The following is a 15,252-nucleotide window of genomic DNA, read 5'->3' as shown; positions in this document are numbered from 1 at the left end:
GGGCTATCCGTGGGATGGCGGGGCGGTGTGGGCTTGCAGGACACGCCGTAAACCCATCCTTGGGGCTCGATGGCGCCATCCATGGCGCCAACGGTCCTGCAAGCCCGCACCGCCCCACCTCTGACAGATCGCGGCGGCCGTTGGTGGGTGTCGACCTTGGTCGACACATCTGTCAGGTATCGACAATCAAATTGGGGTCGGATCCGTTTTCCTCCGGAAAACGGATCCGACCCCATCGGCATGTCCAACAGATTGCGGAAAACTGTCGAAGGCGGGCTGGGTCCGGTGGCGGGGGCGTGAGCCGCATGGATGCGGCGACCGAGCCTACAAGGACGTATTTACGGCGTCCCCCGCCACCGGACCCACCCCGCCTACCCACGGATTGCACGCTGTTGCTGCTGCCGTTGCCTCTGCAGGTGCAGGGCTGCAAGCCCTGCCGAACACCCCTCAACTCTCGCAGCCGGCGAACACGTCGCGATCGCGCTCGTACAGCGCCGTCTTCACCTGCATCAGGCCCAGCACCGACGGGAACAGGTTGTCGTGGTCGGTATACGCTGCCGAACGCTTTCGCACGCACTGCAGGTCCAGCCCGCGACTGCTGGCGAAGCCCGGCGAGAACCACATCGTCATCGGTACGCGGGTCTGCTCGGCCGGGGCGATCGCATAGGGCACGCCGTGCAGGTACAGGCCCTTCTCACCCAGCGATTCGCCATGGTCGGACAGGTAGATCATCGCTGTGTCGTAGTCCTGCATGCCCTGCAGCGTGCCGATGGTCTTGCTCAGGAAGTGATCGGTGTACAGCACCGCGTTGTCGTAGCTGTTGGTGATCTCTTCGCGTGAGCACCGGCCGATGTCACGGGTGTCGCAGGTTGGCTTGAAGCGGGCAAAGGCGGCCGGATAGCGCTCGAAATACGCCGGGCCATGGTTGCCCAGCTGGTGCAGCACGACCACGCGGTCGCCGGGCTTGGCACGCACCTGGGTGGCCAGGTCCTGCAGCAGGATCTCGTCCATGCAGCGGCCGTCGGCGCACAGGCCCGGGGTGGTCGCATCGGACAGCGACTGGAAGTCCAGTCCTTCGCACACGCCTTTGCAGCCGGACTGGTTGTCACGCCACAGCGGTGCGATGCCGGCACGGTTCAGTACGTGCAGCAGCGACTGGTGCGCGCGGATCTTCTTCTCGTCGTAGTCGTGGCGTCCCCATGGCGAGAACAGGCAGGGCAGCGAAACTTCGGTGCTGGTGCCGCAGGAGTGCATGTCGGGGAAGTTGATCACCGGTGCCTGGGCCAGTTCCGGTGTGGTGTTGCGGCCGCCGTTGAGGCCCCAGTTCTGTGCGCGCACGGTCTCGCCCATCACGATTACCAGCAGCCGCGGTTTGCTCGCCGGAGCGCGTGGGGTGGCCTTGGCGTCGGTGCCGATCGGCAGTTTCGGCGCGCGCTGCACCGGGTTGTCGCCGCGCAGTGCACGTGGAAGACCCAGCAGCACGTTGGCCGGGGTGGCGAGGTAACGCACTTCACGTTGGTTGCGCATCAGTGCGGAGACGTCCTGGAACGAGATCAGTGCACCGCCAACAGCGGTCACCGCAGCTACCGCCAGGAAGCCCAGGCGCCACAGCAGGCTGCGCCCCCAGCTGCGCCGCTGCAGCTGCACCCGCCACACCAGCACCATCGGCAGTGCCGCCAGCAGCAGTACCGGCCACAGCAGCGAGACCGTCATCAGTTCGCGGCTTTCCTTCGGATCGGTCGCCAGCACGTTGCGCAGCATGTCCGCATCCAGATAGATGTGGTAACGGCTCATGTAGTGGGCGGCGAAGGCCGTTACCAGCAGCAGCGCGCTGATCACCACCTTGGCGTTCCAGCGCCAGACCAGCAGGCCCAGCAGCAGGCCATGCGTGCCGAGCAGCAACAGCAGCAGCGACACCGCGTAGCGCAGGCTCTCCGGGTGGCTGGCCATCGCGCTGCGCCAGAACAGGCCGTTGCCGGCCAGGGCGAAGAACAGGCTGGTCAGCGCGATCAACGCCTCGGTGGACAGCTGTGGCCGCCAGCTGCGCAGTCCGGCCAGCGATGGCACACGGAGCGAGCGTTGAACCGAAGCATTCATGCGTTCGCCTCCAGGCGGTTGGTGCGGTCCAGGTGATGGCGGACCAGAACGTACAGCCCCAGTGACAGCAGCCAGCACAGCAGGGCTGTGGCAAGGTCATGCGACAGAAAATGTGCACCCCGCAGCTGCTGGCTGATGCCGAACAGCAGCCCGCTGCCCAGGCCCAGTGCCAGGCCGGTCCAGCGCCAGGCAGGACGCCACAGCAGGGCGAAAAAGTACAGGCTCAGCCAGGCATAGCCGGCGCTGGCATGGCCGGCAGGAAAGCACGCAGTCATCGGCATGTCGGCCGGACGATGGCTGAAAAGCCCGATATAAGGCTGGTGGCCGCCGTAGCGCAGCAGATCCCACGGGCAGTCCATCGGCACCAGCGACTTCAGCAGCGACACGCCACCGGTTCCCAGCGCCAAGGCAATTACGACATAAAGCAGCGCCCATCGCAGGGTGCGATCACGTCCGCGGCGCCAGTGGTGAAAGCTCAGCAGTATCACCACCAGCGCTGCGGCGGTGCTGAACCACTTGCCGCCCCGGTGCACCAGCGAGCGGGTGAACCACGCGTCCTGCAGTGCCCACTGGCCGCCCTCCAACCGGAACAGGTGGTCAGCCAGCCATTGATCGACTCCCCCCTCCATGAACACTGCGAACAGGGGCAGCACGATGAGCAGTGGAAGCCACAGGTGGGTCACGGCGAACCGCGATGCCAGCGTGGAGTAGGCCGAAGCAACCGCGGAGACGGGAGGACGGACGGACATGCAGGAAAACACCGTGACGATGAACCGGCGCCATGCTCGTCAGGTTGATGTCGGAGAAGGGTCGGACCTGCGTTCGGGCCGGGTTAACCGCCGGCCCGCGTGGGGGATGATTCAGTCTTCTTCTTCGTTGGCGCCGGCCCGCTCGGCGTGGCAGCCGGCATCCCAGGCAATGCCGGGCACCAGTTGCCAGCGGTTGCGGTTGGCGACGCCGATGTCGATCACCTGGGTGGCATCCACGCAGGGACTCATCGCCTTGTCGAGCACCAGCAGCCAGCGCCGGTCGGGTGCTTCGGCCAGCCAGGGACCTGCGTCGTGCCACTGTTCAGGCCAGGGCCGCTTGAAGCCGAACTCGCGCACGGCGCGGTCGGCCTGCAACAGGTTCTGCTCGCGCCATGCCACCAGTGCCAGTTCGGCATCGGGGCCGATCCTCGCGCCGACCCGGCGCATCAGCGCCGACGACGACGCGTAGGGGTCCAACGCCGGAATCAGCACCAGCCCATACAGCATCCACAGCAGGCCGTGGGTGAGCAGTACCAGGGTGGCGGCGCGCCGCACGCGCAACCACACGGCCAAGGTGGCCACGGCGATCGCGAACGTCAGCAGGCCGTCACCCAGCACCGGCAGCAGGGTGTCGGGCATCGCCCGCCGCTGCAGCTGCGCCTGCGCCCAGTGACTTTCGGTGAGCAGCATCACGCCCAGCACGGCGGTTGCCAGCATCAGCACCAGGCTGTAACCGAACAGATACCGGCGCACGCACAGCCGGCGCAGCAGGCCGGGCAGCAGGGGCGCGGCGGCGAGGGCCACGGCCGGCAGCATCGGCAGCAGGTAAACCTCGCGCTTGCCGGGGCTGGCGCTGAAGAACACCAGCACCAGCAGCGCCCATCCCAGCAGCAGCCACTGCCGGCGGTCGCCACGGCGCAGGCGCCGCCACCACGGGCGAGCCAGCACCGGCAGCAACAGCGCACCCGGCAGCCACAGTGTCAGGATCACCTGCAGGTAGTACCAGACCGGCTGCCGGTGGTGCCAGGCGTTGGCATAGCGGGTGCCGGTCTGCTTGAACAGCAGTTCATGCGCATAGGACTGCAGCGAAGCACTGGGTTCGTGCAGCAGGGCCCAGCCCAGCGGGGCCAGCCAGACGGCCACGCCGAGCAGGAATGCAGGGATCAGCCACAGCAGGGTTGCCGGGTGCGGACCCTCGATGCGACGGCCGCGGCGATGCTGGTACAGCCACCAGCCGAACCAGGGCAGCACCATCAGCAGCGGCAGGAAACCTACGCCTTTGGTCACCGTGCCCAGGCCGGCGGCAAAGCCGGCGAGCCACAGCGCCGGCACATTGCGTCGCTCGCACAGATGCCGCAGCAGGCCCCACAGGGCCAGCGTGGTCATCCCCACCAGCACCATATCGATCTGCGCACGCTTGGCCATCAGGCCGAACTGCAGGGTGCAGAACAGGGCGCCGATGGCATAGAGGGAGTGGCGCGGCGACCACAGTCGGCGTGCCAAATCCGACACCAACCATAGACTGAGCAGGGCCCCCAGCAGCGAAGGCAGCAGGAACGACCACTGCCAGCTGCCTACCACTTCGTACGCCGCCGCCTGCAGCCACATGAACACCGGCGGCTTCTCCGCATACAGCTCGCTGCCACGGTGCGGCAGCAGCCATTCCCCGCTTTCCACCATGGTCCTGGCGGCCAGTACGAAGCGGGGTTCGTCCGGTGGCTGCGGCTGGCGCATGCCGATGCCGGCAGCCAGTGCCGCGATGATCAACAGCCAGAGCAGGGGCAGGCGCCAACGGCGGGGCAGGGCTACGGGCACGGCAGGCTCCGGGAGCAAAACGGCCATTTTGAGGCGGCGGGGGTGGGAAAAGCGTCGGAGTATCGCCGGGGCGACCTCATTCCGACATGCGTGGCGCTACCATGGTACGAACTTCCGTGGAACTTTCATGCATGCGCCTGTTGGTGATCGAGGACAACCGGCAGCTGGTGGCCAATCTGTTCGACTACTTCGAGTCGCGCGGTCATGTGCTGGATGTGGCCCCCGATGGCATCACCGGTCTGCATCTGGCGGGCAGCCATCCCTATGACGCGGTGATCCTGGACTGGATGCTGCCACGGATGGAGGGGCCGGAAGTGCTGCGCCGCCTGCGTGCCGAGCACGGCTCGGAGGTGCCGGTGATCATGCTGACCGCACGCGACGAACTGCCGGACAAGATTGCCGGCTTTCGTGCCGGCGCCGATGACTACCTGACCAAGCCGTTCGCGTTGCCGGAGCTGGAAGTGCGGCTGGAGGCCCTGCTGCAGCGGGCGCAGGGGCGCAACCCCCGCAAGCGCCTGCAGGTGGGGGACCTGGTGCTGGACCTGGCGACCCTGGAGGCGCAGCGCGCCGGACAGGTCCTGCATCTGTATCCGGCCTGCCGCAAGCTGCTGGAAGTGCTGATGCGCGCCAGCCCCGGCGCGGTCACCCGCCAGCAGCTCGAGTTCGCCCTGTGGGGCGACGAGCCACCGGATGGCGACCTGTTGCGCTCGCATGTCTACGAACTGCGCCGCAGCGTGGATGGACCGTTCGTGGACAAGCTGATCCACACGTTGCCGCGGGTCGGCTACCGGTTGGCCCTGCCCACCGCCGCCGAGGCCGGCAGGAATGACGATGAAGGCGCGTAGACCCGGCCCGCTGTACCGCCGCGTGCTGTGGTGGCTGCTGGGCTACCTGACATTGCTTTCGCTGGCAGTGTTCAGCGTAGGCAACTATGTGCACGAGCACGCCGAACACGCGGCCTGGCGCGCGCTGCTCAACTCCGAACTGGACAGCATCGTCGAGCATGTCGAGCACGAGCCACACTACCGGTGGCAGGACTCGGACACGCTCAGCCTGTACCGTTTCGACGCGGTGAACCTGCCTGACAGCCTGCGCACCCTGCATCCCGGCCTGCATGACGGGGTGATGGTGAAGGACCGCGAAACGGCGGTCATGGTGCGTGATACGGACTCGATGGGGCGCGTTGCGCTGGTGCTGGACATCTCCGACTTTCACGACCTTGAGCAGTTCGCCACGCGGTGGGTGATGCTGGCCGGGGTGATCATGATCTTCGTCACCGTGCTGATGGCGTCCTTCGGCATGGAGCGCATGGTGCGTCCGCTCAGCCTGCTGGCGCAGCGCATCGGCGCGCTGCGGCCGGGCGCGCAGGGCCAGCGCATCGATGTCGACCCGCGTGGCAGTTCCGAGCTGCACACCATCGCCGATGCGCTGAACGACTACCTCGAACGCAACGAGCAGTTCGTTGAACGCGAGCGGGTCTTCATCAGCACTGCCAGCCATGAGCTGCGCACCCCGATTGCCGTGATGACCGGCGCCGCCGAGCTGGCACTGGAGCAGCCGGGCCTGCCAGACCGTGCCCGGCAGCAGATCCAGCGCGTGCTGCGCACCGCGCAGGGCGTGGAGCAGCTGATCGAACTGCTGCTGGTGCTTGCGCGCGATCCGGCGCGGCTGGCGGCGCGTGCCGAGCGCATCGCACTGGACCAGCTGCTGCCGGACATCGTCGAGCATCATCGCCATCTGCTGGGCGACAAGGACTTGAGCATCGGTATCCAGGCCGCGCCGGTGGACATCGTCGCCCCGCTGGCGGTGGTGCAGGCGGCAATCGGCAACCTGTTGCGCAACGCGATCGAGAACAGCGGCCGCGGGCGCATCGAGCTGCGCCTGAGCGCTTCGGCGGTGCTGACCCTGCAGGACCCGGGGCATGGCATGAGCCCGGAGGAGATCGCTGCGATCCACGCACGCATGGCCCGGGGGGAGCGTGTCGATCGTGGCGGGATCGGCCTGGACCTGATCGCGCGCCTGTGCGAGCACCTGGGCTGGACCCTGCAGCTGCAGCCCTGCCAGCCGCGCGGAACGCAGGCCACCCTGGATTTCGGTGCCTCGCGCCCAGGCGGATGACCGCAGTCCCGGGGTCAGGCCTTCGGCCTCGGCACATGCTGGTCGACCAGGATCACGTTGCCGTCCGGATCGGACAGTTGCAGGTAGCCGGTGCCCTGGCCGTCAGGGTCGGTGCGCACCGCCAGTTCGATGCCCTTGCCATCGAGTTCGGCCTGCAGCTCACGCACGTCCTGGAAGTGGGGAAGTTCCTGCTTGTGCTGGTCCCAACCCGGGTTGAAGGTCAGCAGGTTGCCTTCAAACATGCCCTGGAACAGGCCGATGACGACACCATCGTTGCGCAGCACCAGCCAGTTCTGCGTTGCATCGCCGCCGGTCACCGAGAATCCCAGTGCCTCATAGAATGCGCGGGAGGCGGCCAGATCCCTGACCGAAAGGCTGACCGAGAAGGCACCAAGTTGCATGGACACGCTCCGTACCGTGAAAGGCGAGGCCGGCACTGCAACATGACCCAGCGTGAAGACGGTGTTAATCTCGATCCGCGCCGCCTTATGCGGCGCTTTTTTTTCCGCTCTTTCGATCGACAGAGGATCCCATGCCGACCGAACCCGCTACTGCCCTGATCAGCAACGATATCGTTGGCCTGGGCCTGATTGCCGCCACCCTGGCCCTGATCTTCTGGGCTGCCAGTGGTCCCACCCCCCTGCTGAAGAAGATCTTCGCCTGGGTGCCGGCTCTGCTGCTGTGTTACTTCATCCCGGCCATCTACAACACCGCCGGTGTCATCGATGGCCACAACACGTCGCTGTACAACCCAGTCGCACGCGATGTGCTGCTGCCGGCCGCGCTGGTCCTGCTGACCCTGTCGATCGACCTCAAAGGGGTCATCAAGCTTGGCCCGAAGCTGCTGCTCGTGTTCTGCGCCGGTACCGCCGGCATCATGCTCGGCGCCATCGTCTCGTTCCAGGTGATGAAACTGATCCACCCGGAAACGGTCGCCGGTGATACCTGGGCCGGCATGGCCGCGCTGGCCGGCAGCTGGATCGGCGGCGGCGCCAACATGGTTGCGATGCGCGAAGTGTTCGGTACCGATGCGACCACGTTCGGCCAGTTCGCCGTGGTCGACGTGGCCTGCGCCAGCCTGTGGATGGCGATCCTGCTGTTCCTGGCCAACCGCGCGCAGCAGATCGATACCCGCAACGGTGCCGATACCCGTGCCATCGACGAGATGAAGGCGCGCATCAGCGCCTATGAAGCGCAGAACGCGCGTATTCCCAGCATGACCGACCTGATGGTGATCGTCGGCGTTGCCCTGGGCGGTGTCGGCCTGGCGCATGCGATCGCCGCGCCGTTGTCGGGCTGGTTCAAGGCCAACGTCAGCTGGGCCAGCCAGTTCAGCCTGGACAGCCAGTTCGTGTGGGTGATCCTGCTGTCCACCGCGATGGGTCTGGGCCTGAGCTTCACCCGTGCACGTCGTCTGGAAGCGGCGGGTGCCTCGCGCCTGGGCACGGTGTTCCTGTACTTCCTGATCGCCTGCATCGGCATGCAGATGAACCTGCTGTCGCTGCTGGATCGGCCGTGGCTGTTCCTGCTCGGCGCGATCTGGATGGCGACCCACGTGCTGGTGCTGTGGGCCGTGGCCAAGCTGGTCCGTGCACCGCTGTTCTTCTTCGCCATTGGTTCGCAGGGCAACATCGGCGCGGCGGCATCGGCGCCGGTGGTGGCTGCGGCCTTCCATCCGACACTGGCACCGGTCGGCGTGCTGCTCGGCACGGTGGGCTATGCCACCGGCACCGGGCTGGCCTATGTCACCGGCCTGATCCTGAAGTGGATGGCCAACGGCTGAGCGCGGGTCGCTATGGCTGCGCTTTCCCGCGATCTGCGGTACATCCACGCCATGCGTGGATGCACTTCATGCCGACCCATGAGCAGAGAAGGGGTCAGATCCGTTTCCCGGAGGAAACGGATCTGACCCCGGACTCAATGCGATGCGTGGATCTACAACAGATCCAGCACCGTCCTGCCTTTCAGCAGCAGCGGCCGCCGTTGCGTCCGCCGTACCGCGCTTCCTGACGTTCGCGGAAGAACGTCTTGTAGTCCATCGGTTCCTGGTCCGGATGCTTCTCCAGCATGTGCCGGACGTAGTTGTCGTAATCAGGAATGCCACAGCACAGGCGTGCCGTCTGCACCAGGCGCCGCCACACGCGGCGGTGCGCCTGGTACTGGCCAACGGGAACCAGTTGCGTGCTCATTACAGATCCACCATTTCATGCGGCTTCAGCGCCACGTAAGGGGTCTCGCGGTCGCTGCGCTGCGGATTGCGGCGTGCGGCCAGGATCGTGCGGATCGAATAGGTCAGCACCGCGCCCACCACCAGCAGGAACAGCGCGGTCAGGCCGGTGTTGACGTAGGCATTGACCACGATCTGCTGCATCTGCGCCACCGACTTGGCCGGTGCGGTGATGGTGTCGCTGGCGATGGCGGCCTGGAACTTGTGCGCCTGCGCCAGGAAGCCCTGCGCCGGGTTGCTGTCGAAGATCTTGATGAAGCCGGCATAGGTGGTGCAGATCAGCAGCCAGGTGGCCGGTACCGCGGTCACCCACGCGTAGCGGTCACGCTTCATCTTGAACAGCACCACCGTCCCCAGCATCAGCGCGATACCGGCCAGCATCTGGTTGGAGATGCCGAACAGCGGCCACAGGGTCTGGATGCCGCCGAACGGATCGACCACGCCGGTGTAGAGCAAGTAGCCCCACAGCGCCACGCAGCCGGCCGTGCCGATGATGTTGGCCGTCCACGACTCGGTCTTCTTCAGCGCCGGAATGAAGTTGCCCAGCAGATCCTGCAGCATGAAGCGGCCTGCGCGGGTGCCCGCATCCACGGCGGTCAGGATGAACAACGCTTCGAACAGGATGGCGAAGTGGTACCAGAACGCCATCATCGCGTCGCTGCCGCTGGGAATGGCTTCATGCAGGATCATTGCGATGCCCACCGCCAGCGTCGGAGCACCACCGGCGCGGTGCAGGATCGTCGGTTCGCCGATCGCGGCGGCCGTGGCGGTCAGCTGTTCCGGCGTGATGGTGAAGCCCCAGGTGTTGGTGATGTAGTGCGCGGCAGACGCCGCATCGGCACCGATCACCGCCGCCGGGCTGTTCATCGCGAAGTAGATGCCCGGATCGATGATCGACGCAGCCACCAGCGCCATCACCGCCACGAACGATTCCATCAGCATGCCGCCATAGCCGATGTAGCGCATGTGCGATTCATTGGCCAGCAGCTTCGGCGTGGTGCCCGAGGAAATCAGCGCGTGGAAACCGGATACCGCGCCGCAGGCAATGGTGATGAACAGGAACGGGAACATGCCGCCCTTCCACACCGGGCCATCGCCACTGGCGGCGAACTGGGTCAGTGCGGGCATTTTCAGCTCGGGCATCACGATCAGGATGCCGATGGCCAGAGCGACGATGGTGCCGATCTTGAGGAAGGTCGACAGGTAGTCGCGCGGTGCCAGCAACAGCCACACGGGCAGCACCGAAGCGACGAAGCCGTAGCCGATCAGCATCCAGGTGATCTGCGTGCCGGTGAAGGTGAAGGCCGGGCCCCACACCGGATCTGCAGCAACCTTGCCGCCGTACCAGATCGCGGCCAGCAGCAGCACCAGGCCCACCACCGAGATCTCGCCGATCTTGCCCGGCCTGATGTAGCGCATGTAGATGCCCATCAGGATCGCGATGGGCATCGTGGCTATCACCGTGAACATGCCCCAGGGGCTTTCCGCCAGCGCCTTGACCACCACCATCGCCAGCACCGCCAGGATGATGATCATGATCAGGAACGCGCCGAACAGCGCGATGGTGCCGGGCACCTGTCCCATTTCCTCGCGGACCAGATCGCCCAGTGAGCGGCCGTTGCGCCGGCTGGACAGGAACAGGACCATGAAGTCCTGTACCGCACCGGCCAGCACCACGCCCACCACCAGCCACAGCAGTCCGGGCAGGTAGCCCATCTGCGCCGCGAGCACCGGGCCCACCAGTGGACCGGCGCCGGCGATGGCCGCGAAGTGGTGGCCGAACAGCACGTGCTTGTTGGTCGGCACGTAGTCCAGGCCATCGTTGTTGATCACCGCCGGCGTAGCCCGGGTCGGATCCACCTGCATCACCTTGTTGGCGATGAACAGGCTGTAGAAGCGATAGGCGATCAGGTAGATCGAAACAGCGGCGACGACGATCCACAGCGCGTTGATATGTTCGCCGCGGCGCAAGGCCACGGTGCCCAGACAGAACGCGCCGAGCAGGGCGAGTGCCGCCCAACCCAGTTTGGCAAACCCTTTCATGAGGTGCTCTCTCCCGGAAAGACATTCAAAGAGTCCCGCGTGCCCTTTACAGGGTCAATGCGTGCGGGGCCCATCGGCGGTAGTACTTTGGTCGTACGAAGGTGGTGACCGCGTGTGCGGCATGGGCTGCGGGCAGACATCCGTGTCGCGGAACCGCCGGCATGACGCCCGGCGAACACCAGGGATGGAACAATCGGTTGCGGCGTCATCCATTGGCGGACGGCGCCGCGGCGTCCATCTTCAGTGGCATCCATCCAACAGGAGTCGCCATGAGCCTTCCCGAACCGGTCCGCGTCCTGCGCACCATCCGTGGCATGCCCACGTCCGACGGCGCCGGCGTGCGCCTGACCCGTGTCATCGGCGGCCCGACGCTGCCGGATCTGGATCCGTTCCTGCTGCTGGATGAATTCGGTACGGACCGCGCCGAAGACTACATCGCCGGTTTCCCGGAGCATCCGCACCGCGGTTTCGAGACGGTCACCTACATGCTGGACGGACGCATGCGCCACCGCGACAACCACGGCAACGAGGGCCTGCTGACCCCGGGCAGCGTGCAGTGGATGACTGCAGGCCGGGGCTTGGTGCATTCGGAGATGCCGGAACAGGAAAGCGGGCAGATGCGCGGTTTCCAGCTGTGGGTGAACCTGCCCGCGCGCGAGAAGATGACGGACCCGAAGTACCAGGAGTTCGCGCCGGAACGCATTCCGGTGGTGCAGCCGGAGCCGGGTGTGGAGGTGAAGGTGATCGCCGGTACTGTCGATGGCACCACCGGCCCGATCGTGCAGCCGGCCACCGATCCGTTGTATCTGGACGTCCGCCTCGAGGCCGATCGTGCCTGGACCTACACGCTTCCCGAAGGCCACAACGCGTTTGCCTATGTCTTCGAGGGCGCGATCACGGTCGGCGAGCAGGATGCCGCACGTGGTGTGGCGCGCCAGGAACTGGCGGTGCTCGGTGGCGGTGAACAGCTGCACGTTTCGGCTGGCAGCGAAGGGGCGCGGCTGATTCTGGTGGCCGGCCGGCCACTGCGGGAGCCGGTGATGCGGCATGGCCCGTTCGTGATGAACACGCGCCAGGAACTGATGCAGGCCTTCGTCGATTTCCAGGAAGGCAGGTTCTGAGGGCCGACGCCGCCCCCCAGGAGGAAGCCGGTAGCGCCGGGCCATGCCCGGCGGAAGAGGTCGGTAGCGCCGGGCCATGCCCGGCGGATCTCCGGCACGACACGCGTAACGGACATCCATCAGGCCATGCCCGGCGGTGCCGCCAACGCGTCCGATCCGGCGGGGATGCTGCCAGGCAGTCATCCCCATCACCGTCAACGTCCGGCGGCTACGGCCGAGGGCGTCAGGCTCATGCCCTGCGCCAGCTGCTGCAGCGACCCCAGTTCCTGTGTGCTGCCCGGGTACAGGGCAATCTGCGCATAACGGCCCTTGTCCAGCTTGATCACGCTGATGCGTCGTTCGGCGTATCCCGGCGGCTGCTGTCCACCCAGATCGGGCTGGTACCAGTACAGTGACTCGCCGGCGAAACTGCCTTTTTCCTGGCGCAGCGAGCGGCTGAGCGGAATCGCCGGATCGCGTGCGCTCAGCATCAGGCTCAGTACTTCCCGTCCATCCTCGGTGCTGGCGCGGCAGAGCAGGAAGTCCGACTGCACGTGCTGCTGCCATTTCAGGCCGCTGCTCGCCGGCAGCGAAGGACATTCGGCGGGTGCCTGCGCGGCGGCCTGGGCCGCGGCAAACAACAGGCTCGACAGGACAACAGGCGCGAACTTCATGCATCCCCCAAGGTGGCGTGTCGTGTGACGCCGCCATGCTGCTGGCGGCCGTGGCATCCCATCCCCGGATGCCATCCCCGCCGGGCATGTGCACAGGCGGTCAAACAGACCTTAACGGAACGTGAGTGCCCGCACAAATTGCGGTTACAACCGTAACCATTGCGGCCGACTGTCGGCCGCAATCGTCCGGGCAGCACTCAACGGTCGTTACCGACCCACTTGTAGATGATGCCGCCGATCATGCCGCCCAGCAGGGGGGCGACCCAGAACAGCCAGAGCTGGCCGACCGCGCCGCTGCCGGCGAAGAACGCCACCGCGGTGGACCGAGCCGGGTTCACCGACGTGTTGGTGACCGGGATGCTGATCAGATGGATCAGGGTCAATGCCAGACCGATCGCCAGCGGAGCGAACCCTGCCGGTGCCTTGCCATGGGTGGCGCCCATGATCACGACCAGAAATACCGCAGTCAGCACCACTTCGCACAGGAAGGCGGCCGCCACGCTGTACCCGCCGGGCGACAGCGCACCGTAGCCGTTGCTGGCGAAGGCCCCGGCCTGGCTGCCGTCGATGGCGAAGCCGCTGGCGCCGGAAGCGATCTGCAGCAGGATGAAGCCGGCCAGCAGGCCGCCCGCGACCTGGGCGATGATGTACGGCACCAGGTCGCGGGCCGGGAAGCGGCCGCCGGCCCACAGGCCCACGCTGACTGCCGGATTGAAGTGCGCGCCGGACACGTGACCGAACGCGTAGGCGCCGGTGACCACGGTCAAGCCGAACGCGAGTGCCACGCCCAGGAAGCCGATGCCCAGCGGATTGCCGTCGCCGCCGAACTTGGCAGCCAGTACCGCACTGCCACAGCCACCCAGAACCAGCCAGAAAGTGCCGAGGAACTCGGCGGCCAAGCGTTTACCCATGCTCATGAACTGCACTCCTTTGATGAACTAAAATGTGAAACAGGTCACATTTCAGTGACCGGCGAGTGACGATAGCGTCAAGGGCCGGTGCAGGGATACACCTCAGGGTGTGTGCAGCGCGCGATGCTCAGTACTGCGGCAGCGGGATGAACTCCTTGTCGTCGCCGGGAATGCTGCCGAACCGGCCGGCTTCCCAGTCCTGTTTCGCCTGTTCGATGCGCTCCTTGGAGCTGGAGACGAAGTTCCACCACAGGTGACGCGGGCCATCCAGCGGTTCGCCGCCGAACAGCATGGCCTTGAGCGGGGTCTTCGCGCGCAGCCGGCCGCGCGCGCCGGCCTCGGGAATCACCAGGTGCTGCGCCGGGATGTCCACACCATCCAGCTGCGCCTGGCCTTCGAGGATGTACAGCGCCCGCTCGCGGTGGCCGTCATCGATGTCGATCTCCGCGTCGGGATCGAGGTCGATGGCTACATTGAGCGTGTCTGCGAAGACCTTCACCGGCGACTCCTCGCCATAGGCGCGGCCTGCGATCACGCGTAGCCAGGCACCGTTGCGGCGCTGCTCCGGGAGGGTCGCGGCGGCGTGGTGATAGAACGCCGGCTCCACTTCCTCGTGCGACTTCGGCAATGCCACCCAGGTCTGCATCCCGTGGATCGGATGGTCGTGACCGCGCTCCGGCGGGGGCGTGCGTTCGGAGTGCGCGATGCCGCGGCCGGCGGTCATCCAGTTGACGTCGCCGGGACGGATCACCTGGTCCGAGCCGAGCGTGTCACGGTGGCCGATGGCGCCGGACCAGAGGAAGGTGACGGTGGCCAGGCCGATATGCGGATGAGGACGCACGTCGATGCCGGTACCTGCGGTAAGGACGGCCGGGCCCATCTGGTCGACGAATACGAACGAACCGATGCTGCGGGCCTGCAGGGTGGGGACGGCGCGGCGGACTTCCAGGCCGCCGATGTCGTGTACGCGCGGGGCGATGATGGTGGTCATGCGGGCGTCTCGCTGGCAGGGATCAAGAGTGCCAGCATGGCATGCGGCCGTGACGGGCACATGCCCCATGCGGGTAACAGGGTGTTCCAGCCAACGGCGCAGCCCCTCGTGGCTGGCTGCTTGGCCGAGTAAAGCAACAGCCGCGCTTGGCCGGGCGGGGTGGGTTCGCGGGGGGCGCCGTGAACCCGTCCTTGGGGGCTTGGCCGCGGCATCCATGCCGCGGACACCCCCGCGAACCCACCCCGCCCGGCCCCTGACAGTTTCCGTGTGCGTCCAGCCACGGAGAAGAAAAAAGAAAATCAACATCAAACGCCGGTCGCTTCGCTCCTGGTGGCGACCAAGGTCGACACCCACCAGTTCGCAGTGATCCACACCGGAATCGAGATTCACCGACCGTCACCGGGAAACTGTCGGGGGTGGGGCGGTGTCGGGTTGCGGGGTGTCCGCGGCATGGATGCCGCGGCCAAGCCCCCAGGGACGGGTTTACGGCGTCCCCGCAACCCGACACCGCCCCGCCCGACAAACAG

The 15,252-nt window shown here is 66.4% G+C and carries 13 protein-coding genes; 4 read left to right on the top strand and 9 right to left on the bottom strand.

Translation table 11 applies throughout. From position 1 onward, the window contains the following. Window positions 1–447: 447 nt before the first annotated feature. The 3 genes from ACZLIF_RS15460 to ACZLIF_RS15450 form a co-directional block, all read right to left on the bottom strand. Window positions 448–2,097: a phosphoethanolamine transferase gene (locus tag ACZLIF_RS15460; protein WP_128988009.1), complete on the bottom strand. Its 1,650-nt coding sequence runs from the start codon at window positions 2,095–2,097 to the stop codon at window positions 448–450. Next, window positions 2,094–2,846, bottom strand: a complete 753-nt coding sequence (locus ACZLIF_RS15455; protein WP_128988010.1) for a phosphatase PAP2 family protein — start codon at window positions 2,844–2,846, stop codon at window positions 2,094–2,096. Before ACZLIF_RS15455 ends, ACZLIF_RS15460 begins: the two co-directional genes overlap by 4 nt. A gap of 111 nt (window positions 2,847–2,957) precedes the next feature. Then, window positions 2,958–4,661 (bottom strand): ArnT family glycosyltransferase, encoded by a 1,704-nt coding sequence (locus ACZLIF_RS15450; RefSeq protein WP_128988011.1) that lies wholly within the window; start codon window positions 4,659–4,661, stop codon window positions 2,958–2,960. A 131-nt stretch (window positions 4,662–4,792) separates the two neighbouring features. Between ACZLIF_RS15450 and ACZLIF_RS15445 the strand changes: the two genes are divergently transcribed. Further along, window positions 4,793–5,506, top strand: a complete 714-nt coding sequence (locus ACZLIF_RS15445; protein WP_128988012.1) for a response regulator transcription factor — start codon at window positions 4,793–4,795, stop codon at window positions 5,504–5,506. Beyond that, on the top strand, window positions 5,493–6,779 hold the full coding sequence (locus ACZLIF_RS15440; RefSeq protein WP_128988013.1) for a sensor histidine kinase: 1,287 nt from the start codon (window positions 5,493–5,495) through the stop codon (window positions 6,777–6,779). Before ACZLIF_RS15445 ends, ACZLIF_RS15440 begins: the two co-directional genes overlap by 14 nt. A 14-nt stretch (window positions 6,780–6,793) precedes the next feature. Here ACZLIF_RS15440 and ACZLIF_RS15435 read toward each other — a convergent pair whose 3' ends face one another. Continuing rightward, window positions 6,794–7,180, bottom strand: a complete 387-nt coding sequence (locus tag ACZLIF_RS15435; RefSeq protein ID WP_128988014.1) for a VOC family protein — start codon at window positions 7,178–7,180, stop codon at window positions 6,794–6,796. Between the two features lie 131 nt (window positions 7,181–7,311). Here ACZLIF_RS15435 and ACZLIF_RS15430 point away from each other — a divergent pair, with 131 nt between their 5' ends. Further along, on the top strand, window positions 7,312–8,562 hold the full coding sequence (locus tag ACZLIF_RS15430) for a DUF819 family protein (RefSeq protein ID WP_053519007.1): 1,251 nt from the start codon (window positions 7,312–7,314) through the stop codon (window positions 8,560–8,562). Window positions 8,563–8,743: 181 nt separating this feature from the next. Here ACZLIF_RS15430 and ACZLIF_RS15425 read toward each other — a convergent pair whose 3' ends face one another. Together ACZLIF_RS15425 and ACZLIF_RS15420 are read right to left on the bottom strand one after the other, a co-directional pair. Beyond that, window positions 8,744–8,968 (bottom strand): YbdD/YjiX family protein, encoded by a 225-nt coding sequence (locus tag ACZLIF_RS15425; protein WP_053519004.1) that lies wholly within the window; start codon window positions 8,966–8,968, stop codon window positions 8,744–8,746. Continuing rightward, window positions 8,968–11,049, bottom strand: coding sequence for a carbon starvation CstA family protein (locus ACZLIF_RS15420; protein ID WP_053519002.1), 2,082 nt, complete (start codon window positions 11,047–11,049; stop codon window positions 8,968–8,970). The genes ACZLIF_RS15425 and ACZLIF_RS15420 overlap by 1 nt, the downstream gene beginning before the upstream one ends. A 269-nt stretch (window positions 11,050–11,318) precedes the next feature. Here ACZLIF_RS15420 and ACZLIF_RS15415 point away from each other — a divergent pair, with 269 nt between their 5' ends. Next, window positions 11,319–12,170, top strand: a complete 852-nt coding sequence (locus tag ACZLIF_RS15415; protein WP_111186345.1) for a pirin family protein — start codon at window positions 11,319–11,321, stop codon at window positions 12,168–12,170. A 194-nt stretch (window positions 12,171–12,364) separates the two neighbouring features. On the opposite strand, the gene ACZLIF_RS15410 is transcribed toward ACZLIF_RS15415, so the two are convergent. From ACZLIF_RS15410 to ACZLIF_RS15400, 3 genes are all read right to left on the bottom strand, one after another. Then, the gene (locus ACZLIF_RS15410; protein ID WP_128988015.1) at window positions 12,365–12,823 is read right to left on the bottom strand and encodes a hypothetical protein; all 459 of its coding nucleotides are present in this window, start codon (window positions 12,821–12,823) and stop codon (window positions 12,365–12,367) included. Window positions 12,824–13,020: 197 nt separating this feature from the next. Beyond that, window positions 13,021–13,740, bottom strand: a complete 720-nt coding sequence (gene aqpZ, locus ACZLIF_RS15405; protein ID WP_080375317.1) for an aquaporin Z — start codon at window positions 13,738–13,740, stop codon at window positions 13,021–13,023. A 121-nt stretch (window positions 13,741–13,861) separates the two neighbouring features. Continuing rightward, window positions 13,862–14,725: a pirin family protein gene (locus ACZLIF_RS15400; RefSeq protein WP_053518997.1), complete on the bottom strand. Its 864-nt coding sequence runs from the start codon at window positions 14,723–14,725 to the stop codon at window positions 13,862–13,864. Window positions 14,726–15,252 lie beyond the last annotated feature (527 nt).

The sequence above is a fragment of the Stenotrophomonas sp. 2201_Sma genome (assembly GCF_056486685.1).
The sequence above is the reverse complement of the archived record's forward strand: the minus strand, read 5'-3'. Positions and strand labels throughout refer to the sequence as shown.